Raw genomic sequence first — 22,825 nt, forward strand, 5'->3', positions numbered from 1 at the left:
CTTGCTGTCCTATTTCGGTCTGACGACCGAATGGCCTGAAGCGCACATCCAAGCGGCGCAGGGTCTGAACAGGGAAACACCTTCTCACGCGGCGAACCGCAAGGTCTCTCGTGTGTCCGGCTTGATGCCGGTGTTCCCTGTCAAATGGTCGCGGATCATCTGACCCGGCACCGCCAAGCTTCGTTTGCGAGCGGCACAGGATCATGCAACGATAGACCGGGCGACACAACGCGGTTGAAGCCGCGCGTGCGCCCCGACGACGGCAGGCCCGAGAGAGAAGGGCCGCAACTGGAGGGAAGACGATGACGCAGATCACGCCATCACATGACGCCGCATCCCGGCGCGAAGAGGCTCAGGCCATCGCGACGACGACGGCCGTGTTCCCGAAAGCTTTCCCGGAAAACACTTACAAGGGCGGTCTGCCGGCAAAGCAGGGGCTCTATGACCCGCGCAACGAGCATGATGCCTGCGGCGTCGGCTTCGTCGCCCATATGAAGGGCGTCAAGTCGCACCAGATCGTGCGCGACGGCCTGTTCATTCTCGAGAACCTGACGCATCGCGGCGCCGTGGGCGCCGACCCGCTGATGGGTGATGGCGCCGGCATTCTGGTGCAGATCCCGGATCGCTTTTTCCGCGAGGAGATGGCGGCTCAGGGCGTAACCCTGCCGCGGGCCGGTGATTACGCCGTCGGCTACATGTTCATGCCGCAGGACGAGGCGCAGGTCGCCCATTTCAAGCAGGTCATCGCCGATGTCGTCGCGGAAGAAGGCCAGTCCCTGCTGGGCTTCCGTGACGTGCCTGTCGATAATTCTTCGCTGTCGAAGGCGCCGCATATCGCTGCGACGGAGCCGCGCCACGTTCAGGTCTTCATCGGCGCCGGTCGCGACGCCGCGACGAATGCCGAATTCGAGCGCCGCCTCTTCACGCTGCGCAAGGTCATTTCCAACCGGATCTACGACGCCTACAAGGGCGCGGAAACCGGCTTCTATCCCGTGTCGCTGTCGTCGAAGACGATCATCTACAAGGGCATGTTCCTTGCCTATCAGGTAGCGGCCTATTTCAAGGATCTGGAGGATCCCCGGTTCGAAAGCGCGGTCGCGCTCGTGCACCAGCGTTTCTCCACCAACACCTTCCCGTCCTGGAAGCTTGCGCATCCCTACCGCATGGTCGCCCATAACGGCGAAATCAACACGCTTCGCTCCAACGTCAACTGGATGGCGGCGCGTCAGGCGTCCGTGTCCTCGCCGCTCTTCGGCGACGATATCTCCAAGCTGTGGCCGATTTCCTACGAAGGGCAGTCGGACACCGCCTGCTTCGACAACGCGCTCGAATTCCTCGTGCAGGGCGGATACTCGCTCTCCCATGCCGTGATGATGCTGATCCCCGAGGCTTGGGCCGGCAACCAGCTGATGGGACCTGAGCGCAAGGCGTTCTACGAATACCATGCCGCCCTGATGGAGCCGTGGGACGGGCCGGCTGCGGTCTGTTTCACCGACGGCCGCCAGATCGGCGCGACGCTCGACCGCAATGGTCTACGCCCCGCGCGCTATCTCGTCACCGATGATGACCGCGTCATCCTCGCGTCCGAAGCCGGCACGCTGCCGGTGCCGGAAGAGAGCATCGTCAAGAAGTGGCGTTTGCAGCCGGGCAAGATGCTGCTGATCGACATGGAGGAAGGCCGCATCATCTCGGACGAGGAGGTGAAGTCCTCGCTCGCCAGCCAGCATCCCTATCGCAAGTGGCTCGACAACACGCAGCTGATCCTCGAAGAGCTGAAGCCGGTGGAGCCGCGGGCGTTGCGCCGCGACGTGTCGCTGCTCGATCGCCAGCAGGCCTTCGGCTATACGCTCGAAGACACCAAGATCCTGATGTCGCCGATGGCGACGACGGGTCAGGAAGCCATCGGCTCCATGGGTACGGATACGCCGATCTCGGCCATGTCGTCGAAGTCGAAGCTGCTCTACACCTATTTCAAGCAGAACTTCGCGCAGGTCACCAACCCGCCGATCGACCCGATCCGCGAAGAGCTGGTGATGAGCCTCGTCTCGTTCATCGGGCCGCGGCCGAACATCCTCGATCATGTCGGCGCATCGCACGCCAAGCGGCTCGAAGTGCGCCAGCCGATCCTGACCAATGGCGATCTGGAAAAGATCCGCTCCATCGGCCATACGGAAGACCGGTTCGACACCAAGACGCTCGACTTCACCTATGATGTCGCGCGCGGTGCCGAAGGCATGCCGGAAATTCTCGACCGGCTCTGCGAGCGCGCCGAAGCCGCCGTCAAGGGTGGCTACAACATCATCGTGCTCTCCGACCGGCAGGTCGGTCCGGACCGCATCGCGATCCCCGCGCTGCTCGCGACCGCTGCCGTTCACCACCACCTGATCCGCAAGGGGCTCCGCACCTCGGTCGGTCTCGTGGTCGAATCGGGCGAGCCGCGCGAGATCCACCATTTCGCGCTTCTCGCCGGCTATGGCGCGGAGGCGATCAACCCCTATCTCGCTTTCGACACGCTGACCGACATGCACAAGCGCGGCGAATTCCCCAAGGAAGTCGACAGCAGCGAGATCGTCTATCGCTACATCAAGGCTGTGGGGAAGGGGATCCTCAAGGTCATGTCCAAGATGGGCATCTCGACCTACCAGTCCTATTGCGGCGGGCAGATCTTCGATGCCGTCGGTCTCTCAAGCGAGCTGATCGAACGCTATTTCTTCGGCACGGCGACGCAGATCGAAGGCATCGGCCTCAAGGAGATCGCCGAGGAGACCTTCAACCGTCACCAGGCGGCCTTCGGTCCCGATCCGGTGCTGACCAACACGCTCGATGTCGGCGGCGAATATGCCTACCGCATGCGCGGCGAAGGTCACGCCTGGTCGCCGGATTCGATCGCCTCGCTCCAGCATGCCGTCCGCGGCAATGCGCAGGACCGTTATCGCGAGTTCGCCGACATGGTGAATGGCGACGCGCTGCGCATGAACACCATTCGCGGCCTCTTCACCATCAAGGGCGCGGAAGGTCTCGGCCGCACGCCGATCTCGATCGACGAGGTCGAGCCGGCGTCCGAAATCGTCAAGCGCTTCTCGACCGGCGCCATGTCCTTCGGCTCCATCTCGCGTGAGGCGCACACGACGCTCGCCATCGCCATGAACCGGATCGGCGGCAAGTCGAACACCGGCGAGGGCGGCGAGGAGAGCGACCGCTATTTCCCGCTTCATGACGGTTCGGCGAACCCGGAACGTTCCGCCATCAAGCAGGTGGCATCGGGGCGCTTCGGCGTGACGACGGAATATCTGGTCAATGCGGACATGCTGCAGATCAAGGTAGCGCAGGGTGCAAAGCCCGGCGAAGGCGGTCAGCTGCCCGGCCACAAGGTGGACGCGACGGTTGCCAAGACCCGGCATTCCACGCCCGGCGTCGGTCTCATCTCGCCGCCGCCGCACCACGACATCTACTCTATCGAAGATCTGGCCCAGCTGATCTACGACCTGAAGAACGTCAATCCGGAAGCGAATGTTTCGGTCAAGCTCGTTTCGGAAGTCGGTGTCGGCACGGTTGCGGCCGGCGTCGCCAAGGCACGCGCCGACCATATCACGGTCTCCGGCTATGATGGTGGCACCGGCGCGTCGCCGCTGACCTCGCTCAAACATGCCGGCAGCCCGTGGGAAATCGGCCTTGCCGAGACGCACCAGACGCTGGTGCTGAACGGCCTGCGCTCGCGCATCGCCCTGCAGGTGGATGGCGGCCTGAAGACCGGCCGCGACGTCATCATCGGCGCTCTTCTGGGTGCCGACGAGTTCGGCTTCTCCACCGCGCCACTGATTGCCGCCGGCTGCATCATGATGCGCAAGTGCCACCTGAACACCTGTCCGGTGGGTGTGGCGACGCAGGATCCCGTTCTGCGCAAGCGCTTCAAGGGTGCGCCCGAGCATGTGGTCAACTATTTCTTCTTCGTGGCCGAAGAGGTGCGGGAAATCCTCGCCTCACTCGGCGTGTCGAAGTTCGACGACATCATCGGCGCTTCGGAGCTGCTGGAGAAGGACACGCTGATTTCGCACTGGAAGGCGAACGGGCTCGATTTCTCCAACATCTTCTACAAGGTGGATGCGCCGAAGGCTGCGACCTACTGGACGGAGAGGCAGAACCACCCGATCCACGACATTCTCGACCGCAAGCTGATTGCGGAAGCGATGCTGGCGCTGGAGTCCAAGACGCCCGTGAAGATCGAAGCGACGATCAAGAACGTCGACCGGTCGGCCGGTGCGATGCTCTCGGGCGAGGTTGCCAAGCGCTGGCGCCACAAGGGGCTGAAGGACGATACGATCTTCGTCACGCTGCGCGGCACGGCGGGCCAGTCGTTCGGCGCGTTCCTCGCGCGCGGCATCACCTTCGACCTGATCGGTGACGGCAACGACTATGTCGGCAAGGGCCTCTCCGGCGGCCGCATCGTCGTGCGTCCGTCCGAAGCGTCCAAGATCAAGGCCGCGGAATCGATCATCGTCGGCAACACGGTGCTCTACGGCGCGATCTCGGGCGAGTGCTACTTCAACGGCGTGGCCGGCGAACGTTTCGCGGTGCGCAACTCGGGCGCCATCGCGGTGGTCGAGGGCGTGGGCGATCATGGCTGCGAATATATGACGGGCGGCGTGGTGGTCGTGCTCGGCGAGACGGGCCGCAACTTCGCGGCCGGCATGTCGGGCGGCGTCGCCTATGTTCTGGACGAGAGCGCCGACTTCCCGCAGCGCTGCAACATGGCCATGGTCGAGCTGCAGCCGGTGCCGGAAGAGGATGACATGCTGGAGAAGCTGCATCATCACGGCGGCGACCTCATGCACAAGGGCATGGTGGACGTCTCCGGCGACATGACGCGCCATGACGAGGAGCGGCTGGTACAGCTCATCTCCAACCATCTCCACTACACGGGTTCGCCCCGCGCCAAGGATATCCTCGACAACTGGGCGGACTTCCGGCCGAAATTCCGCAAGGTCATGCCGGTCGAGTATCGTCGCGCGCTCGAAGACATGGAGCGGATGAAAATGGCGGAGGCTGCCGAGTAATCGGCGGTCTCGTCCGGGGCGACGTTCACTGTTGCCCCGGTTGAGCCTCCAGCGATCTGTCTTGCCCAGGCGGGCGGATGGTGCCGCTCCGGCCTCTCCTGCGGGTCCTGGCCCCAAGCCTATACGGGCGCGCCCGATCCGGCTCGGGCGCTCTCGCGAAATCTTGAAGTTGCGCATTTCGATCCGCGCTAGAATGAACATGGTGTAACGTGTCCAAGGACCTTCTCGACATCGTCGCGTCGAAGGCTGCCATCCCGGTCTCCTGGGTGACGCCGCCGGCTGGCGAGGATTATCTCAATCTCGGCGACGCGTTGTCTCCGGTGATCGTTTCGATGATGTCGGGACTGCCGGTGACACATGCGCCGAGCAAGAGCCGGCAGACGCGTCTTGCTGCCGTCGGCACCATCGGCCACATGATGGCGGGCGGGCATGTGCATGTCTGGGGAACGGGCACGTCTCCAAATCTCAATCCCGGCCAGCATGGTGAGGACAAGATCCCCTATAGCCGTCCGGCCGATACGCGTTTCACCTTTCACGCGACGCGCGGACCGTTCAGCCGCCGTGTTCTCGGCAGCGACGGGCCTGCCGTCTATGGCGATCCGCTCTGGCTCCTGCCGCATTTTCACGATGCGCCTGTCAAGAAGACCCATGAACTCGGCGTCATTCTGCATCTGGCGGAATTGTCCGAGCGCACCTTCGATGCCCGTCCGAAGGACACCGAAGGCCGCCACCATGTGGGGCCGTCGGATGCGGGATCCGTCAAGCTGATCAACACGGTCACGCCGACGACGATCGGCGCGCTGCGCGAGCGGCTGGACGAGATCCTGTCCTGCAAGCGGATCGTCTCGACCAGCCTTCACGGCATGGTCTTTGCCGAATCCTACGGCATTCCCTGCCTCTATTTCTCGCCGCGCTCGCGCAGCACCGGGCTGGGTCGTATCGATCTCTCCGACGAGAGCGGCGTCATCGACCTGCGTTTCGTGGATCTCTATCGCGGTCTCGGCCTTTCCGAACTCGACATCTGGTACCAGCCCCGGCAGGTCAAGACGAACTGGCAGGCTGTGATCGACGCCGTTGATAAGGTCTGGGCGCCAAAGGTCTTCGACGACAGACCCCTGATCGAATCCTTCCCGCTACCGCTTGCCATGATGGGCAAGGGCGCGCGCGGCAGCGCCTTCGATTCGCCGGTGATCGCCGCGCTCCCGACACAACGAAAACGGCTTCCGGGCCAGGCCTTCATCGAGGGGCTCGCGGACCGGTTCTTAAGATGACGATCATGAAACGTCTTATGGTCATGAAATTCGATTGAGTGTTCGCCGTTCTGGCGACAATGTGAAAAAAAGCCTGCCGGACCTCGGCAGTCAGGAACAGAAACGGGTGGACGCGGAGCGGGTGGCATCGGCGCTTCCACGGCGATGATTGAGGGTTACGTCATGGGCAAGGTTACAGGTTTCATGGAAATCGACCGGCAGCTGGCAAAGTATCAGCCGGCCTCCGATCGTATCCGCCATTTCCGGGAATTCACGATCCCGATGTCGGAACCGGAAGTGCAGAAGCAGGCGGCACGCTGCATGGATTGCGGCATTCCCTTCTGCCACGGCCCGACCGGCTGCCCGGTGCACAACCAGATCCCCGACTGGAACGACCTCGTCTACAGCGGCAACTGGGAAGAGGCGATCCGCAACCTGCATTCGACCAACAACTTCCCCGAGTTCACCGGCCGCATCTGCCCCGCGCCTTGCGAGGAAGCCTGCACGCTGAACCTTGAGGATGCCCCTGTTACCATCAAGACCATCGAGCAGGCGATCGCCGACAAGGCCTATGAGATGGGCTACATCGTGCCGAAGCCTGCGGTGACGAAGACCGGCAAGTCGATCGGCATCATCGGCTCAGGCCCTGCCGGCATGGCGGCGGCCCAGCAGCTGGCGCGCGCCGGACATGCCGTGCATGTCTACGAGCGGGAGACCAAGGCCGGTGGCCTGCTGCGTTACGGCATTCCGGACTTCAAGATGGAGAAGAACTTCATCGACCGCCGCGTCGAGCAGATGACCGGCGAAGGCGTCACCTTCCATTACGGCGTCAATATCGGTGTCGATCGCACGGTGGAAAGCCTGCGCGAAGAGCATGACGCCGTGCTCTATTGCGGCGGCTCCGAGACGCCGCGCGACGCCGGCATTCCCGGCGGCGATTTCGCCGGCGTGCATGATGCGATGCCCTATCTCGTGCAGCAGAACCGCCGGGTCGGTCGCGAGAATATCGACAGCGTCGGCTGGCCTTCGGACCCGATTCTTGCCGGTGGCAAGCACATCGTCGTCGTCGGCGGCGGCGACACGGCGTCGGACTGTGTCGGCACAGCGTTCCGTCAGGGTGCCGTCAAGGTAACGCAGCTCGACATTCGCCCGCAACCGCCGGAAAAGGAAGACAAGCTCGCCGTCTGGCCGTTCTGGGCCACGAAGATGCGCACCTCCTCGTCGCAGGCCGAAGGCGCCGTTCGCGAGTTCCAAGTCGCGACGCTGGAATTCGTCGGCGAAGATGGTGTTTTGACGGGCGTGAAGTGCTGTCAGGTCGACGATCGCCGCAAGCCGGTTCCCGGCACGGAGTTCGTCATCAAGGCCGACCTCGCCTTCATCGCCATCGGCTTCAGCGGCCCGCTGAAGGCTGGCGTTCTCGAAGAGCTCGGCGACGCGCTCGCCATCCATACGGATCGCCGCGGCTCCAGCAACGTCATTGCCGACGACAAGGATTACCGGACGTCGGTCGACAAGGTCTGGGCTGCCGGTGACGTGCGCCGTGGCCAGTCGCTCGTCGTCTGGGCCATCCGCGAAGGCCGTCAGGCGGCGCGTGCGATCGATGAGTCCCTGATGGGCTCCAGCGTCCTGCCGCGCTGATCCCGCGCAGCCTTATGAAAACGGATGTCCGGTAAAGCCGGGCATCCTCACGCCTGTCGCCGGTCGTAAGCCAGCCGCGCCTGATCGATCCGGTCCTGATGCTCGAACGCCCAGTTGCCCAGCGCCTGCACGGGCTCGCGAAGCGACCGGCCGAGATCGGTCAGCGCATATTCCACCTTCGGCGGTATCGTTGGGTAGATCGTCCGCGTCACCAACCCATCCCTCTCGAGGTTGCGCAGCGTCAGCGTCAGCATGCGCTGGGAGATGCTCCCGAGCGCGCGCTTCAGCGCGTTGAACCGCTTCGGCCCCGGTGCCAGCAGCATCACCACCAGCACCGACCATTTGTCGCCGATCCGGGAGAGGAGGGCGCTGGCCATACGGCAGTCATGGGTTTCGTGCAGCGTCTCCAGCGTCATGTCCCTATTTGCAGGTGTCAAAAATGTGCCTCCTTGCGCCTGCTTACCAACGTCATTCATAGTGCCTCGGTATGGAAAAGTAACTTCAAAATACGACGGACCCGGTAACGATGCTGCGCTCCGGCTTTTCATACGGACCACGTTCGAACGACCTGCACATGGTGCACAAAGGAAAGACACATGAAGCTTCTCCACCTCGACTCCAGCATTCTTGGCGACCATTCGGTCAGTCGCGCGCTGTCCAAGGCTGCTGTCGAGCGCCTGACGACAGAGAACCCCGCAATCGAGGTCACGTATCACGACCTCGTCGCCGAGCCGATCGCTCACCTGACCGGCCGCTACCTTGCTGGCCAAAGCGACAATGTGCAGCACGATCAGGCACTTCAGGAAGATCTGGCACTGGGCGGAAAGGTGCTGGAAGCGTTTCTTGCGGCCGACATCGTCGTCATCGGCGTTGCGCTCTACAATTTTGGAATTTCGAGCCAGCTGAAAAGCTGGGTGGACCGGATCTGCGTGGCCGGCAAGACGTTCCGTTACACCGAAACCGGTCCGGAGGGTCTGGCGGGCGACAAGCGCGTCATCCTGACGGTCGCGCGTGGTGGCCTCTATGGTCCGGGCATGCCGTCGCAGCCCTTCGAGCATGCAGAGACCTATCTGAGGTCCGTTCTCGCTTTCATCGGCATCAGCAATCCCGACGTCATCGTGGCAGAGGGCCTCGCGCTTGGCGCGGAGCCGCGCGAAGCTGCAGCCAAAGCGGCACTTGAGACGATTGCAACGCTGAAGGCCTGAGGAAAAAGCAGCGACGTCCGCTCGGGAGCTATCTGAGCGGGACCGCCTGCCACGGCGGTGCGGCACCCAGACGCGGGCCGGTTCCTGTCTTTGACGGGAGTGCGGGCGCCGCTGGGAATGGGGCCGCATCGCCGGGCGATGGGCTTGCGCCTGGCGCAGCAATGGGCGTCGTTTCAGGTGTCTCAGGCGCCAGTGCCGTCTTCACCAGCCGGAAGTCGTCGATCCGGCCAAACGGGGCAGGTGGCGCCTCGCCCTTCTCGATCAACAGGTCCCGCGCGCTCCTGCCCGTGCTTGCCGGCAGGCTGTCGCCATCCAGAAGCGCTGATGCGCCGTCGAGTTCGGGATCAACAAGGCTGATCGGCTGGGTCTTGACGATGGTCTCGCTGGTCGGGGCCGTCACCACGAGGTCCTTCATCCCGCTTGGGTCGGGAATATCGCCGCCGGGCGCCGCGGTCTCGCCCAGAAGCCGGCGAATATCCTTTTCCACGTAGAAGGCCAGCTTGCGCTTGCCGGCCGGCGTCAGGTTGATGCCGTCCGCGCCGCGCAGACGCACCTGCTGGCCGTTTATGTCAGAGCCCGTCGTCACGAACTTGCCCTGCTCATCGACGAAGGCATCCCAGATATCGATGAATTGCCCGCCGACCTTCTCGGCTTCTGTGCGGAATATGCCGTTGAACGTCACCATGTCCGCCGTCATGGCGGGAGACTGGAAGGAGGGCATGCCCACCCAGAGAAGCGGCACGTTGCGGCTACGGGCCAGCGCTGCAAAAGCAGCGACGCGCCGCGTATATTCCGCCATCCAGGCATCTGTGCGGTATTTTTCCCGCACTGCCCCGATTTTCATCTGCTGGCGGTCGTTGGCGCCGAAGCTGACGACGATCAAAGCGGGCTTCACGTCATCGGCATAGACGGAGAGCATGTTGGGCCAGTCGAAATAGTCATCGCGCACCATGCCCGACGAGCCTTCGCTCCGGTTCTCGACCACGATGTTGGGACTGTCGGCGAAGGCGGTTTGCAGCCCGTCGCTGAGGCTGCCGGCTATGAAGTCGCCAACGACAAGCACGGTCTTGGCATCCGGCAGCTTTGCGACGATCTCTGGCTCTGGCGTTTCGACCGGGGTAGGGCGCGGTTTGGCCCGCTGCGGCTTCGGTTGACGTCGCACCGGCGGCGGGGCCTCGCGGTAGACGTTCCTGCCGTCGCCATAATCCTCATAGACGCGCTGCTGCTGGCGCGGTCGTCCAAAGAACATATCAAGGATCGTGCGTCGCTCCTGCGCCTCGGCGCGCCCGACAGGCGGGAGGAAGGCGACGGCCGGCATGGCAATGAGGATGACAAGGAGAAAGGCTACAAGCCGGCGCAGACGGGTATGCCGCAACGGTTGCGACAAGCCTCTGCACTGACCAGCATGTGTTATCAGGGCCTTGGGCATCCCGGCTCGTGGCATCGACATCTGCATTCCGGCCGGGCGTCCTGCCCGGTCCTCTTCATTTCGGTCGGCTCTCAACGATAACCAGCCGGCCCCGGACACCGGATCCGAAGCGGCCGGTCGTCCGCCTTTGCCGATCAGTCCCGCAGGGCGCGAAGAAGGTTCTGCGTCGGCTGGCCGTCCGGGGTCATGCCGTTGCGGTTCTGAAAGGCTTGGATCGCGGCCTTGGAGCCGGAGCCGAAGTTGCCGTCCACCTCTCCGTCGTAATAGCCGAGTTCCTTCAGGCGTGACTGCAGTTCGAACTTCTGTTTGACGTCCAGCGTGCCATCCGGCCGGCTCCACGCCTGCTGCATGCCGCCATAGCCGGCAATTTCGTCGGCAAGAAGACCGACGCCGAGAGCGTAGGAGTCGGAGGCATTGTACCGCTTGATGACAGAGAAGTTCTTGGTCATCAGGAAGCCCGGGCTGCCGCTGCCGCCCGGCATCTTCAGCGTTGCGCGGATGCTGCCGTCGCGGAAGCCCTTGCCGTTCGGGCGCGTGAAGCCGAGCGCCGCCCACTGCTTGAGCGTCTTCGTCTGCCCCTGAAGATTGGACCCGCCGGCGGGCACAGCCGTCTCGTAGCCCCAGGTCATGCCGGGCTGCCAGCCGTTCTTCTTGAGAAGGTTGGCGGCGGTCGCCAGCGCATCGGGGATCGAGTTCCAGATGTCGCGATGGCCATTGCCGTCCGCATCGATCGCATAGAGCAGGTAGCTCGTGGGTATGAACTGCGTATGGCCCATGGCGCCGGCCCAGGAGCCGTTGAGTTCGCGCGGGGTCACATCGCCCGACTGCAGAATCTTCAGCGCCGCGATCAGCTGGGTTTTCGCAAATTTCGCGCGCTTCGGATCGGCATAGGCGAGGGTTGCCAGCGCCCGCGGCACATAATGCAGCCGGTCGTCCTTCTCCAGAACGGCGCCGTAGTTGGACTCCATCGACCAGATGGCGAGCAGGACGTTGCGATCGACGCCGAAATGCTTCTCGATCGCATCCAGTGTGCGGCGGTGCTTCACCGTCATCTCCTGGCCGACCTTCTGCGTGTAGGGATTCACGCGGCTGTCGATATATTCCCAGATCTTGTGCTTGAATTCCGGCTGGTAGTTGGCTTTCTCGATCACGGTTTCGTCGGGCGTCTTCACGCCGGCAAAAGCCTTGCGATACGTGCTCTCGGAGATACCTGCCTTGGCGGCTGTGGGATAGAAGCCATTGATCCACGTCTGAAAGCCGGCATCGGCGAACGCAGGTGTCGTGGCAAGAAATGCGACGGCGGCAACAAGGGCGGCGCGAAGGCGGCGGCGAAGGGGCAGACTGTTGCTGTTCATCGGTCTGTCGTTTCCGTAATCTCGATCGCGCACATCTGGGAAGACGGGCGGACCATCACTTTACTATTCCAGAACCGTCCCATTTTGCGCTGCCGGTGACGGATCCGACGAGAGCCGGCTCTGGTTTCAGCGCCGGTATGGGGAAGAGTATCGGAATGAGGTCAACAAGTTCTTTACCATGCCGGAGGACTTGCGTCTTCCTTAGGGAAAAAATAGCTTGCGACACGTAGAAACGTTCACGTTCGTGTGACGGACGTGTCGCATGTTCACCGGGCATTCACCCGTGTTCATGCATCTAGCCGGTGCATGCGCAGTTCATTTGGGTCGGCATTGAGGGACTGACATCGACGCTATGGAAACGGCGAGGAAGTCCTATAAATCCGTATCCATGAAAGCCGGACTTGCGGAGAAGCCAAGAAGCAATCCGGCGAAACCGAGTGTGCTACAGACGAGAACATCGGGATCGACGTTCATTTTAAGCCGGTTTCCGGTAAGACAACATCACGCACGGTGGATCAGCGATCGATGGTCCATCCCGTCCATTTTAAAGAACGACTGAGAACTGGAGATATTGATGAGTGAGAAGCGTAAGGTCCGAAAGGCCGTCTTTCCTGTTGCCGGCCTCGGCACGCGTTTTCTGCCCGCCACCAAGGCTGTCCCGAAGGAAATGCTGACCGTCGTGGACAAGCCGGTCATCCAGTACGTCGTCGATGAGGCGCTCGAAGCCGGCATCGAGCACCTGATCTTCGTGACAGGCCGCGGCAAGGGCGTGATCGAGGACTATTTCGATATCCAGACCGAGCTTGAGCAGACGCTGCGCGAGCGCAACAAGAATGCAGAGCTGACGCTTCTCGCCGATATTCTGCCGAAGGCCGGCATGGCCAGCTTTACCCGCCAGCAGGCGCCGCTTGGCCTCGGCCACGCCGTCTGGTGTGCCCGTGATATCGTCGGTGACGAGCCCTTTGCTGTTCTTCTGCCCGACATGATCATGCGCGGCGCAAAAGGCTGCCTCAAGGGCATGGTCGAGCTGTACGAGCAGAGCGGCGGCAACGTGCTCGCGGTGGAAGAATGTGCGCCGGAAGTCGCTCACAAGTACGGCATCGTCGGCGTCGGCGAGACGATCGGCGAAGGCTTCGCCATCAACGCCATGGTCGAGAAGCCGGCCGCCGGCACAGCCCCGTCCAACTATTTCATCAATGGTCGCTATATCCTGCAGCCGGAGATCTTCAATATCCTGGAAACGCAGGAGCGTGGCGCCGGCAACGAGATCCAGCTGACCGATGGCATGCTGAAGCTTTTGAAGAGCCAGGACTTTGCAGGCTACGTTTTCCGCGGCGAAACCTACGACTGTGGCGCCAAGGATGGCTTCATCCTCGCCAACGTCGCCTTCGCGCTGTCGCGCGACGATATCCGCGGTTCGGTCGAAGGTCCCCTCAAGGCTCTTCTCGCCCGCTGATCGATTGATCTTGAACAAAAAGGCCGCGCTGCATCTGCAGCGCGGTTTTTTCGTTTCGGGGCCAATATTTGCGGCGGTGCCGTTGCTCAGCGCCGCAGCGTCAGGCCAACCCCGATCCGGGCGACCGAAGTGGCTTCGCCCCGATCGGGCGTCGTGCGCTCGTAGCTGACGTCGCCGGTCAGCGCGAGGTAGCGGTTGATGTCGTAGGTCAGGCCTGCGCCGGTCAGCCAGACTTTGGTATCCGACGAGGCGCTGCCGGAGGGGTAGTTGCGGAACGTCAAACTGTTGGAGAGGCGTGCCACGAGTGCCGAACGCAGCTCGTGCGTGACGCGGCTCGAAAGCGTGTAGGCCAGCGCGCCGCTTTCGCCCGATGTGGTGGAGGGCTCCAGCGTCGTCGAGAGGCCGGTCGAAACATCCGTGCCGCGCTGCGGCGACCAGTTGATGAGGCCGTCGATGGTCGCGCCGTTCAGGTTCTTCAATCGCGCGTCGTCGAAGCGATAGGTGTTGTAGCCGAGCGCCAACTCGCCCTTCAGCTTCTCGCCGAGATCGGCCTCCACGCCTGCGCGGCCGGAATAGGTCTTGTAGGACCGGCTGTATCCCTGGCTGTCCGAGCTCTGCTCATAGATGCCCCGGCCGATGGAGGCTTCGAGGAACGGGATGAGGGCCGGGGACAGTTCGTAGCCGATGCGGGTCGTCAGCGTGCCGACGTCGCGGTTGCGGTCCTTCTGGGACAGCGTGGTACCGTCGGAGAGATCGACGTCGGAATAGGTGAGGCGGTTGACATCGACCTTCGCCGAGCCGCGCAAAATGCCGAAATCATGCTCGATTCCGGCACCGAGAGAATACTCGTTCACCCCCGCCTGCGTTTCCGCGCCGTTGATCGCGTTCGGATCCGTCGCATCCTCGCGGTCGAAGCTGTAGCCGGCGCGCAGCGTGGCGATGGTATCGCGGCTGATGTCGAGGCGAAAGGCGCCGTCGATGTCGGCCCGCGGCTTCGTTTCGCCCGTGCCCGAGAGATTGCGCTGCCAGTAGCCTTCGCCGGTGATACTCAGCTGGTGGCGGGACCAGTCCGAGGTCAGCGTGCCCTTGAGGCCTGTCTCCGTGTAGGTGCGCCGCTCGCGGCTGTCGCCGCTCCGTGTCGTTTCAGAGTTCACCGTCTGCCCGATCGAGGGCTTGAGGGTGAAGGTGCCGAGCGGAATGCCGGGGACGTCATCATCGTCGGCGAGCGCCGATTTCAGGCCATCGACGCCGGTTTCGCGTAGGTTGGAGCGGATCAGATCCTGGTCGCGCAACAGTCCGCCATCGACCACGGCGTCTTCGCCGATCGCGCCGGTGGTGATATCAGCGTCGCCGGCTCCCGTCGCGGCACTGCCGGTGGCGGGAACAGCTGCTGCGGCTGCGCCGGCTGCCTGTGTGCTCAGCGGTCCCGCGGTCGGGTCCTGCGAACCTGCAAGGTCGGTATCGCCTGCGTCGTCTTCGACCGCCTGCGCGCTGGCAGTGCCGGGCAGGACAAGCGATGCGAGGCTGACGGAGAGGAGCAAAGCGGCCAGGGCGGTACGAGCGGGGGCGGTACGAGCGGAGGCGGCACGAGCGGGCCGAACGGCACGCGCATCTGTGTCCAGGAGGTAAGAAGGCGCCATGTGCCAGGTCCGCAAGCTCGAAGCAATTGTTTCGCAATCGTAAACGCTTGTGGTTAACCAATCCTTATCCGCAGGCTTCCTCAGGCAAAGCTTTCAGCTCAGGCGACGGGCGCTTCTTCCACGCGAAGCCATTGGCCGTCTGCGGACGTCACGCGTACGCGGGCGCCTGTCGGGAGGTCGGGACCGCTGACCGGCCAGGTCGTGTCGCCGAGACGAATGCGGCCGCGACCCTCGGCAATCGGTTCCTCGAGAATGGCTGTGCGCCCGATCAGGCTGCGGCCGCGCTGGTTCAGCATGGGCGCGTCGGAGGCGTGATCGAATCGCGCCAGCAGCCGGCGACCGACGAGCACCGAGGCGATGGAGAGGATCGCAAACAACGGCAGCTGGACATGCCAGCCGAAGACATCCGCGTTCCAGAAGATCAGCGCGAGCGCGCCGGTCAGGATCGCAGCCATGCCGATCCAGACGAGGAAGACTCCGGGAACGAGAATTTCGGCTGCGAGCAAGACGAGGCCGAGAACCCACCAGGCCCAGGGGCCGAGTTCCTCGATGACGCGCGCAACCATCAGACGCCTGTCCGCTGCGGGGCGAAGGGCGAGGGGGTGCTGGGCGTGGTCGGAGGCACGGTTCGCGCCGGGGCGCGCGGGCGTTCCGGCGGTGTCGGTTTGTCGCCGAAGACCTCCCGGGCAATGGCACCGATGCCGCCGAGCGAGCCGATAAGAGCGGACGCTTCCATCGGCATCAGCACGATCTTCGAGTTGGGCGCCGTGCCGATCGCGGCGACGGCTTCGGTGTATTTCTGGGCAACGAAGTAATTGATGGCCTGCACGTCGCCGGCAGCGATCGCTTCGGAGACCATGCGCGTCGCCTTCGCCTCGGCTTCGGCTAACCGTTCGCGCGCTTCCGCGTCACGAAATGCAGCCTCGCGCTGGCCTTCGGCCTGAAGGATCGCCGATTGCTTGGCGCCTTCCGCCCGCAGGATCTGCGCATTGCGCGAGCCTTCGGCTTCCAGCACCTGGGCGCGCTTCTCGCGCTCGGCCTTCATCTGGCGCGCCATGGCGTCCACCAGATCCTTGGGCGGTTGAATATCCTTGATCTCGACGCGGGTGACCTTGATGCCCCACGGACCGACCGCCTCGTCCACCACGCGGAGCAACTGGTCGTTGATCTTGTCGCGATTGGAGAGAAGCTCGTCGAGATCCATCGATCCCATGACCGAGCGGATATTGGTCATGGTGAGGTTGAGGATCGCGCTCTGAAGGTTGGCGACCTGATAGGCGGCTTCTGCCGCGTTCAGCACCTGATAGAAGGCCACGGCATCGGCCGAAACGCTGGCATTGTCCTTGGTGATGACCTCCTGGGTCGGCACGTCCAGTACCTGTTCCATGACGTTCATGCGCGCGCCGACGCGGTCGATGAAGGGAATGATGAGGTTCAGCCCCGGCTCCAGCGTGCGCGTATAGCGGCCGAAGCGTTCGATCGTGTGGCGATATCCTTGCGGAACGGTCTTGATACCGGCGATGAGGACGAGGATGACCAGGACCGCGAAGGCCACCACCACGATATCGAATCCGCCCAAGATCATCTCCTCCGCTCATGAATATTCTTTGCGTCCGGACGATCTAACCCGGACGCAACAAGCCCTACCATGCCCGTGCGAGAAGCGGAACCGCGCAATGCCCTAGATGCCGGAGGCGCCGAGAACCCGGTCCAGCGACACGGCCTGCGGCACGGCTGCATCCACCCAACCGCCGAGTTCGCGGCGAACGACGTGTTCGAGCACGCGCATACCATCGTCGCTATCGTTGAGGCAGGGAATATGCGTGAACTTTTCGCCGCCCGCATGATGGAAGGTTTCTGCCGCTTCCACTGCAATTTCCTCGAGCGTTTCCAGACAGTCGGACACGAAGCCGGGGTTCATCACCGCAATCCGCTTGATGCCCTTCTGCCCGAGCGCCTCTACGGTCTTGTCCGTATAGGGCTGGAGCCATTCCTCCGGGCCGAAGCGCGACTGGAAGGTCACCTGCAGCTTGTCCTTGGACCAGCCGAGCTTCTCGCGCAGCAGACGCGCCGTCTTGTAGCACTGGCAGTGATAGGGGTCGCCCTTCTTGAAGTAAGACTGGGGAATTCCGTGGAAGGAGGTAAGGACCACTTCCGGCTCCCAATCAAGCGTCGCCAGGTGCGAATGGATCGAGTTGGCAAGGCTTTCGATGTAAACCGGATCGTCGTGATAGGGCGGCACGGTGCGCAGTGCCGGCTGCCAGCGTGATTTCAGCAACAGTCGGAAGGCCTCATCATTGACGGTCGCGGTCGTGGCGGCGGCGTATTGCGGATAGAGCGGGAAGAGCAGGATCTTTTCGCAACCGGCCTGCTTCAGCGTCTCCATGCGTTCGGGAATCGAGGGCTGGCCGTACCGCATGGCCCAATCAACCACGACATTGTCATGGCCGGCAAGACTTGCCGCCATCTTCTCGCTTTGGCTTCGCGTGTAGGTGCGCAGGTAGCTTTCGTTCAGGTCTTTGTTCCAGATCGTTTCATAGGCCTTGCCGACCTTGGCGGGGCGCGTGTTGAGCACGATGCCGTAAAGGATCGGGTACCAGAACACGCGCGACCACTCGATGACCCGCTTGTCGCTCAGGAACTGCTTGAGATAGCGCCGCATGGATACCTTGTCGGTTCCATCGGGCGTGCCGAGATTGACCAGGAGGACGCCGACTTTTCCAAAGGCCACCTTCGGGTGGTCGGCGGGGAGGGGCGTTACGGTCATGTTCATGGCGGTTCCCTAGGCAGGAGATGGAGACGGTGTCCGGTACGAATGCTGTCTGCATCGGTTCACATCGCCTTATGTAAAACAAAAACCGGCCCGGGGAACCCCGGGCCGGTGCAATAGGATGAGGCCGATTGTCTCATTGGCTTCCGAAGCGCCCATCCGGGTGTGACGCCTGTCGAAAGGCGGTCTCCCCGGGCGGTGTTCCCGCCGGTGCAGATTGGCGGGAAAGCCTTCGCGGCCCAACGGGTTCACGCGGTCCTGTCCCTATGACCGCGTGCGCGCCAGAAAAGGACCGCGAAGAAACCCGTCAGCGCGGCGGCAGGGTCAGTTCCGTGCCGACATGCAGCCGCTCGGGAACTGGATTGCCGTTCGCTCCGGCGATCGTCTTCCACTTTTCGCCATCGCCGTAGACGGATTTGGCGATGTCCCACAGCGTATCGCCCTTGACGACGACATGGCGTGTTTCGGCCGGTGCCGTGGCTGCCGGTGCTGCCGGTGCGGGTGCCGGCGGTGCAGTTGTTGCCGGCTCTGCGGGTGCTGGCTCTGGTGCAGGCGTTGCAGGAGCCGGTGTTGCAGGGGCCGGTGCTGCCGGCGCGGGCTCGACTGGCGCAGCGGGCGTCGCAGGTTCAGCCGTAGCGGGCGCTGCGGGCGTCGGTGCCGGTGTTGTCGGAGCAGGCTCGGGCGATGTGGCAGCCGGAGGCGTTGCGGGTGCTGCCGGTGTCGGTGCAGCGGGCGGGGTTGCAGGAGCCGGTGCCGGTGCCGTTGCCGGTGCCGTTGCCGTTGCCGGTGCCTGCGCCGTCGTTGTGGCAGCGGGCGGGGCGGCTGGCGCCTGTTTTGCCGGAGGCAGGTAGCTTGCCGGCGTCAGGTCGGTGATGCGGCCGTCGGTGTAGGGCTTGTAAGGGTTGTGCGCGCCGAGATAGGCGGCCAACGCCTCTTCCAGATTGGGGCCGAAGTCGTAGGCGTTCTTGGCGTTCGTCGCGAAGATCTTGAAGCCGTCGCCGCCACCGCGCACGTAGTTGTTGGTGACGACACCGTAGGTCTTGGCTGGATCGATGGCTGTGAAAGCATCGCCCTCCTTGACCTCGACGGCACTGATGCGGCTGCCGACCGGCTTCGATCGGTCGAACGCATATTTCAGGCCGGCGACCTGCAGGAAGCGGCCGCCGCCGTCGTCGATCTGGCTCACCGCGTTTTCAAGCGCGGTCACGAGATCGGCGCCGGTCAGCTGGAAGGTCGCAATGGTATTCTGGAACGGCAGCACGGTCAGCACTTCGCCCATCGTCACCGGACCGGCATCGATCGGCGCGCGCAGCCCGCCGCCATTTTGCAGCGAGATGGTGATGCCCTGATCCTTCACGCGGTCGAGCTGAGCGTCGGCCAGCAGGTTGCCCATGCTGCATTCCCTGGCGCGGCATACCTTCCGGTCGCCCTCGATAGGATCGGAGGTCTCCCCGACCACCTTCTGCTTCAGTTCCTCGATCGGTGCTTTCAGCTCGTTGATGCGCGCTGTAAGCGCTGCGTCGGGCTGGAATTTGCTGTCGATCAGGATCGGCTCGCCGGTCGCTTCCTTCACCACGCCTGCATCGTCAAAGACGATCTTCAGGTCGCCGAGATAGCGCGAGTACTGGAAGGCCTGCACGACCGGCACCTTGTGGCCGTCGGGATTGTCGACCCAGGTCGGGTAAGGCCCTTCGGCACCCTCGACCGTGTTCGACAGCAGCGTGTGGGAATGCCCGCCGACGACGACATCGACATCAGGTATCTTGGCGATGGCAGAAAGGTCGCGCGGATAACCGACATGGGTGAGCGCGATGATCTTGTTGACGCCTTGCGCCTTCAGCGCGGCCACGGCCTCGGTGATCTTGGCGACATCGTCTGCGATGGAGATGTTCGGGCCGGGATTGGCGATATCGGGCGTATCATTGGTGACGGCGCCGACGATGCCGATCTTCTGCCCACCCTTTTCGATCACGATGGAGGGCTTGATGCGATCGCCGATCTTGGCGGCGGCACTCGGGACGACATTGGCGGTGACGACAGGAAACTGCACCTTGTCGAGGAAGGTCGCGAGCACGTCGTCGCTGTCATCGAACTCGTGATTGCCGACGGTCATCGCGTCGAACTTCATGGCATTCAGAACCTCGGCTTCCGTCGCGCCCTTGTAGGTCGTGTAGAACAGGGAGCCCTGGAAGTTGTCGCCTGCATTCAGCAACAGCGTGTTCTTGCCCGCGCCATCCAGCGCGCCGCGCGTGGTGTTGATGGCGGTGAGCAACCGGGCCGCGCCGCCGAAGCAGGCGTTCTTGGCTTCCTCCTCTGCGGAGCAGGTCGCATCGGACTTGTTGATCGCCTCGATGCGGGAATGGAAGTCGTTGATATGAAGGATGTTCAGTTCGTAATCGGCAAAAGCGGCACCTGTGGACAGGGCCAGCAGGGACGCAGCCATCAGGCCGGTCTGCAGCGTGCGGATCATCACGATCTCCTCTTTGTCGTACGCATGCCCGCTGCCGGAGATCCGGCACCGGACAACGGGATCGTTTCATCCCGCCGTCCCGACTTCAAGCAGAAAGACTGTCATTGTTCGTTTTAATCCAGCCCGGATTCTCGGCTGCGCCGCGCCAGCTCGCGTGCCACGTTAGCGGCAAGAAACCGATATTGTTCGGTAGATGTGTCGGAAAAAGCTTCCAAACGATCTGCCGGGAAATCGTCGTAGGCAACCGGCTGGCAAAACTGCGACGCCGTCGCATCAAATCGAGTGCTGCCGATTCGGTTGTAAAAGTGCCACGCTCCATCGATCTTCGTTTTCAGGAGCTCTCCGCCCATGATGTCCTGGACCACGAGGGCACTCACACTGCATTGTCCCCTGGCCGGGTTAGCTGTTGTCCACGTGCTTGCCGTTCGCATCGACCATGTCCTGATCAAAGCAAACTGAAGGCCGGGCAATTTTCCCGCCTCATCCAAGACGCAACGCGGCCTTACGCGCGGCGCGACAGCGAGAACTGCGCACCGGTATCGGTCGTGCAGTTGAGCTGCGAGCTCGTGACCATGGCGCAGTTGACCTTCTGCTGGGTCTTGCGGACCATCGACGTCATGTTGATCTCGACCAGCTTCGGCGTGATGCTGACATAGCTTCCGGAGGCGAGGAGCTGGTTGGTGTCCGTCGTGCGGGTGGAGAAGGTGCCGCTCGCAAAGGTCGAGACGATGCCGTTCGGATCGGCCCAGGTCCCCTCGACGCCCACCGGCATGGCCTGGCTTCTCGGCATCTGGCTGACCTCGCGCGGGGCGGACTGGCACGAAGCGAGTGACGCAGCGACGGCAAGGGCGGTCATGATGGCTTTGGGGTTCATTGCAGGGTCTCCGTGGTGCTCGGAACGATCGGAAAGTCGAAAAACCATGACGTGATCGACAGGTGTTTGCAAGCGGCGCGGGCATCGCGGCTGCCGCGGTGGATGACGCAAGCCTGCATGCGCGGCTTTCGGGAGACAGTTAGGCTTGATTTTCGCAGAAAAAAGCCCGGAGCGGTGAGGCTCCAGGCTTTTGTATGTCGTCAGTCGATCGCGCTTAGCGAACCAGAATGTTCTTGAACTGCCATGCGTCGCTCTCGTCGATCTCTTCCGGGAAGAGGCCCGGACGGCCGTCGAGCGGGGTCCAGTCGGTGTAGTGTCCTTCGACGGGGCCGAGATACGGCGTCTGCACTTCCAGGCAGCGCTTGTAGTCGATCTCGTCGGCTTCCACGATGCCGGCCTTCGGGTTTTCCAGCGCCCAGACCATGCCGGCGAGAACGGCCGAGGTTACCTGCAGGCCGGTCGCGTTCTGATAAGGCGCGATGCGGCGGGTTTCTTCCAGCGACAGGCGCGAACCGTACCAGTAGGCGTTCTTGTCGTGGCCGTAGAGCAGGACGCCGAGTTCGTCGACGCCGTCCACCAGTTCGTTCTCGTCGAGAACGTGGAGAACCGGCTGCGGCGTGCCGCCATTGCCGAACATTTCGTGCAGCGACAGCACAGCGTCGTTGGCCGGATGGTAGGCATAGTGGCAGGTCGGGCGGAAGGTGACTTCGTCGTCCTTGTCGCGAACCGTGAAGTAGTCCGCGATCGAGATCGACTCGTTATGCGTCACGAGGAAGCCGTATTGCGGGCCGGGGGTCGGGCACCACGTGCGCACGCGGGTGTTGGCGCCGGGCTGCTCCAGATAGATGGCGGCCTGGCAGCCCTTCTTGTGCTTCTTGGCGTTCTTCGGCATCCAGTTCTCATGGGTGCCCCAGCCAAGCTCGGCCGGCTGCAGACCTTCCGAGATGAAGCCTTCGACAGACCATGTGTTCCAGAAGACGTTGAGCGGCTTCGGGTTCTTCGCACGCTGCGTGTCGCGCTCGGCAATGTGGACGCCCTTGACGCCGACCTTCTTCATCAGCTTCGCCCAGCCTTCGCGGTCGTGCTGGTCCGGCTCGTCGAACTTGATGTCGAGATCGCCCGCAAGGTTCACCAGCGCCTGCTTGACGAACCAGGAGACCATGCCCGGGTTTGCACCGCAGGTGGAAACGGCGGTCGTGCCGCCCGGGTTCTTCTTCTTTTCGTGGCGCATGGTTTCGCGCAGCGCGTAGTTGGTGCGCTCGGAGTTCTTCATGTTCTTGTCGAAGTAGAAGCCGAGCCATGGCTCGACGACCGTGTCGATGTAGAGCACGTCGAGCTTGCGGCAGAGCTTTACGAGATCGACCGAGCCGGTATCGACCGACAGGTTGACGCAGAAGCCCTGGCCGCCGCCAGCCGTCAGAAGCGGCTTCAGCAGCTCCTTGTAGTTTTCCTTCGTAACGGCCGCCTTGATGTGCTTGACGCCGTGCTTCTTGAGGATCTTCAGGTCGGCTGCGTCTTCACGCGGGTCGATGACGACCATCCGGCTCTTGTCGTAGGTGAAATGCCGCTCGATCAGCGGCAGGGTGCCGCGGCCGATGGAGCCGAAGCCGATCATGACGATCGGGCCGGTGATTTCGCCGTAAACCGGATGAGAGGCTTCCGCCATGTGGTCTTCTCCTGAACG

General features: G+C 63.1%; 17 protein-coding genes. 6 read left to right on the plus strand and 11 right to left on the minus strand.

Translation table 11 applies throughout. The annotated features are described in order from the left end of the window. Position 1 precedes the first annotated feature (1 nt). The 4 genes from BSG19_RS26130 to BSG19_RS17165 all read left to right on the plus strand — a co-directional run bounded on the left by BSG19_RS26130 (position 2) and on the right by BSG19_RS17165 (position 7,942). The gene (locus BSG19_RS26130; protein WP_170866023.1) at positions 2 to 163 is read left to right on the plus strand and encodes a hypothetical protein; all 162 of its coding nucleotides are present in this window, start codon (positions 2 to 4) and stop codon (positions 161 to 163) included. 139 nt (positions 164 to 302) lie between these two features. Then, on the plus strand, positions 303 to 5,054 hold the full coding sequence (gene gltB, locus BSG19_RS17155) for a glutamate synthase large subunit (RefSeq protein ID WP_244529300.1): 4,752 nt from the start codon (positions 303 to 305) through the stop codon (positions 5,052 to 5,054). A gap of 209 nt (positions 5,055 to 5,263) precedes the next feature. After that, positions 5,264 to 6,325: a polysaccharide pyruvyl transferase family protein gene (locus tag BSG19_RS17160; protein ID WP_092989260.1), complete on the plus strand. Its 1,062-nt coding sequence runs from the start codon at positions 5,264 to 5,266 to the stop codon at positions 6,323 to 6,325. 162 nt (positions 6,326 to 6,487) lie between these two features. Further along, a complete protein-coding gene (locus BSG19_RS17165) occupies positions 6,488 to 7,942 on the plus strand; it encodes a glutamate synthase subunit beta (RefSeq protein ID WP_092989456.1) in 1,455 nt (484 codons plus the stop codon). A 47-nt stretch (positions 7,943 to 7,989) separates the two neighbouring features. Here the strand turns inward: BSG19_RS17165 and BSG19_RS17170 are convergent, their stop codons facing one another. Continuing rightward, positions 7,990 to 8,358, minus strand: coding sequence for a winged helix-turn-helix transcriptional regulator (locus BSG19_RS17170; protein ID WP_092989261.1), 369 nt, complete (start codon positions 8,356 to 8,358; stop codon positions 7,990 to 7,992). Between the two features lie 180 nt (positions 8,359 to 8,538). Here BSG19_RS17170 and BSG19_RS17175 point away from each other — a divergent pair, with 180 nt between their 5' ends. Further along, complete coding sequence (locus tag BSG19_RS17175) at positions 8,539 to 9,147, plus strand: FMN-dependent NADH-azoreductase (protein ID WP_092989262.1); 609 nt, start codon at positions 8,539 to 8,541, stop codon at positions 9,145 to 9,147. Positions 9,148 to 9,175: 28 nt separating this feature from the next. On the opposite strand, the gene BSG19_RS17180 is transcribed toward BSG19_RS17175, so the two are convergent. Both BSG19_RS17180 and BSG19_RS17185 read right to left on the minus strand, forming a co-directional pair. Continuing rightward, positions 9,176 to 10,465 (minus strand): SGNH/GDSL hydrolase family protein, encoded by a 1,290-nt coding sequence (locus BSG19_RS17180; RefSeq protein WP_092989457.1) that lies wholly within the window; start codon positions 10,463 to 10,465, stop codon positions 9,176 to 9,178. Positions 10,466 to 10,710: 245 nt separating this feature from the next. Beyond that, complete coding sequence (locus tag BSG19_RS17185; RefSeq protein WP_092989263.1) at positions 10,711 to 11,931, minus strand: lytic murein transglycosylase; 1,221 nt, start codon at positions 11,929 to 11,931, stop codon at positions 10,711 to 10,713. 574 nt (positions 11,932 to 12,505) lie between these two features. Here BSG19_RS17185 and galU point away from each other — a divergent pair. Next, positions 12,506 to 13,387, plus strand: coding sequence for a UTP--glucose-1-phosphate uridylyltransferase GalU (gene galU, locus BSG19_RS17190; protein WP_092989264.1), 882 nt, complete (start codon positions 12,506 to 12,508; stop codon positions 13,385 to 13,387). A gap of 86 nt (positions 13,388 to 13,473) precedes the next feature. On the opposite strand, the gene BSG19_RS17195 is transcribed toward galU, so the two are convergent. From BSG19_RS17195 to BSG19_RS17230, 8 genes are all read right to left on the minus strand, one after another. Next, positions 13,474 to 15,027, minus strand: a complete 1,554-nt coding sequence (locus tag BSG19_RS17195; RefSeq protein WP_092989265.1) for an outer membrane beta-barrel protein — start codon at positions 15,025 to 15,027, stop codon at positions 13,474 to 13,476. Positions 15,028 to 15,125: 98 nt separating this feature from the next. Beyond that, positions 15,126 to 15,593, minus strand: a complete 468-nt coding sequence (locus BSG19_RS17200; protein ID WP_092989266.1) for an NfeD family protein — start codon at positions 15,591 to 15,593, stop codon at positions 15,126 to 15,128. Then, entirely contained in the window at positions 15,593 to 16,612 is a 1,020-nt protein-coding gene (locus BSG19_RS17205; protein ID WP_092989267.1) for an SPFH domain-containing protein, read from the minus strand. The genes BSG19_RS17200 and BSG19_RS17205 overlap by 1 nt, the downstream gene beginning before the upstream one ends. A gap of 96 nt (positions 16,613 to 16,708) precedes the next feature. Then, positions 16,709 to 17,794 (minus strand): ferrochelatase, encoded by a 1,086-nt coding sequence (gene hemH / locus BSG19_RS17210; RefSeq protein ID WP_092989458.1) that lies wholly within the window; start codon positions 17,792 to 17,794, stop codon positions 16,709 to 16,711. 310 nt (positions 17,795 to 18,104) lie between these two features. After that, positions 18,105 to 20,267 (minus strand): bifunctional metallophosphatase/5'-nucleotidase, encoded by a 2,163-nt coding sequence (locus tag BSG19_RS17215; RefSeq protein WP_092989268.1) that lies wholly within the window; start codon positions 20,265 to 20,267, stop codon positions 18,105 to 18,107. 113 nt (positions 20,268 to 20,380) lie between these two features. Continuing rightward, the gene (locus tag BSG19_RS17220; RefSeq protein WP_348272145.1) at positions 20,381 to 20,644 is read right to left on the minus strand and encodes a YunG family protein; all 264 of its coding nucleotides are present in this window, start codon (positions 20,642 to 20,644) and stop codon (positions 20,381 to 20,383) included. A 125-nt stretch (positions 20,645 to 20,769) separates the two neighbouring features. Continuing rightward, positions 20,770 to 21,141 (minus strand): outer membrane lipoprotein Omp10, encoded by a 372-nt coding sequence (omp10, locus tag BSG19_RS17225; RefSeq protein WP_092989270.1) that lies wholly within the window; start codon positions 21,139 to 21,141, stop codon positions 20,770 to 20,772. Between the two features lie 214 nt (positions 21,142 to 21,355). Next, on the minus strand, positions 21,356 to 22,807 hold the full coding sequence (locus tag BSG19_RS17230) for a homospermidine synthase (RefSeq protein WP_092989271.1): 1,452 nt from the start codon (positions 22,805 to 22,807) through the stop codon (positions 21,356 to 21,358). Positions 22,808 to 22,825: the final 18 nt, after the last annotated feature.

This window comes from Rhizobium sp. NFR03 (assembly GCF_900111275.1).
Classification (GTDB): domain Bacteria; phylum Pseudomonadota; class Alphaproteobacteria; order Rhizobiales; family Rhizobiaceae; genus Ferranicluibacter.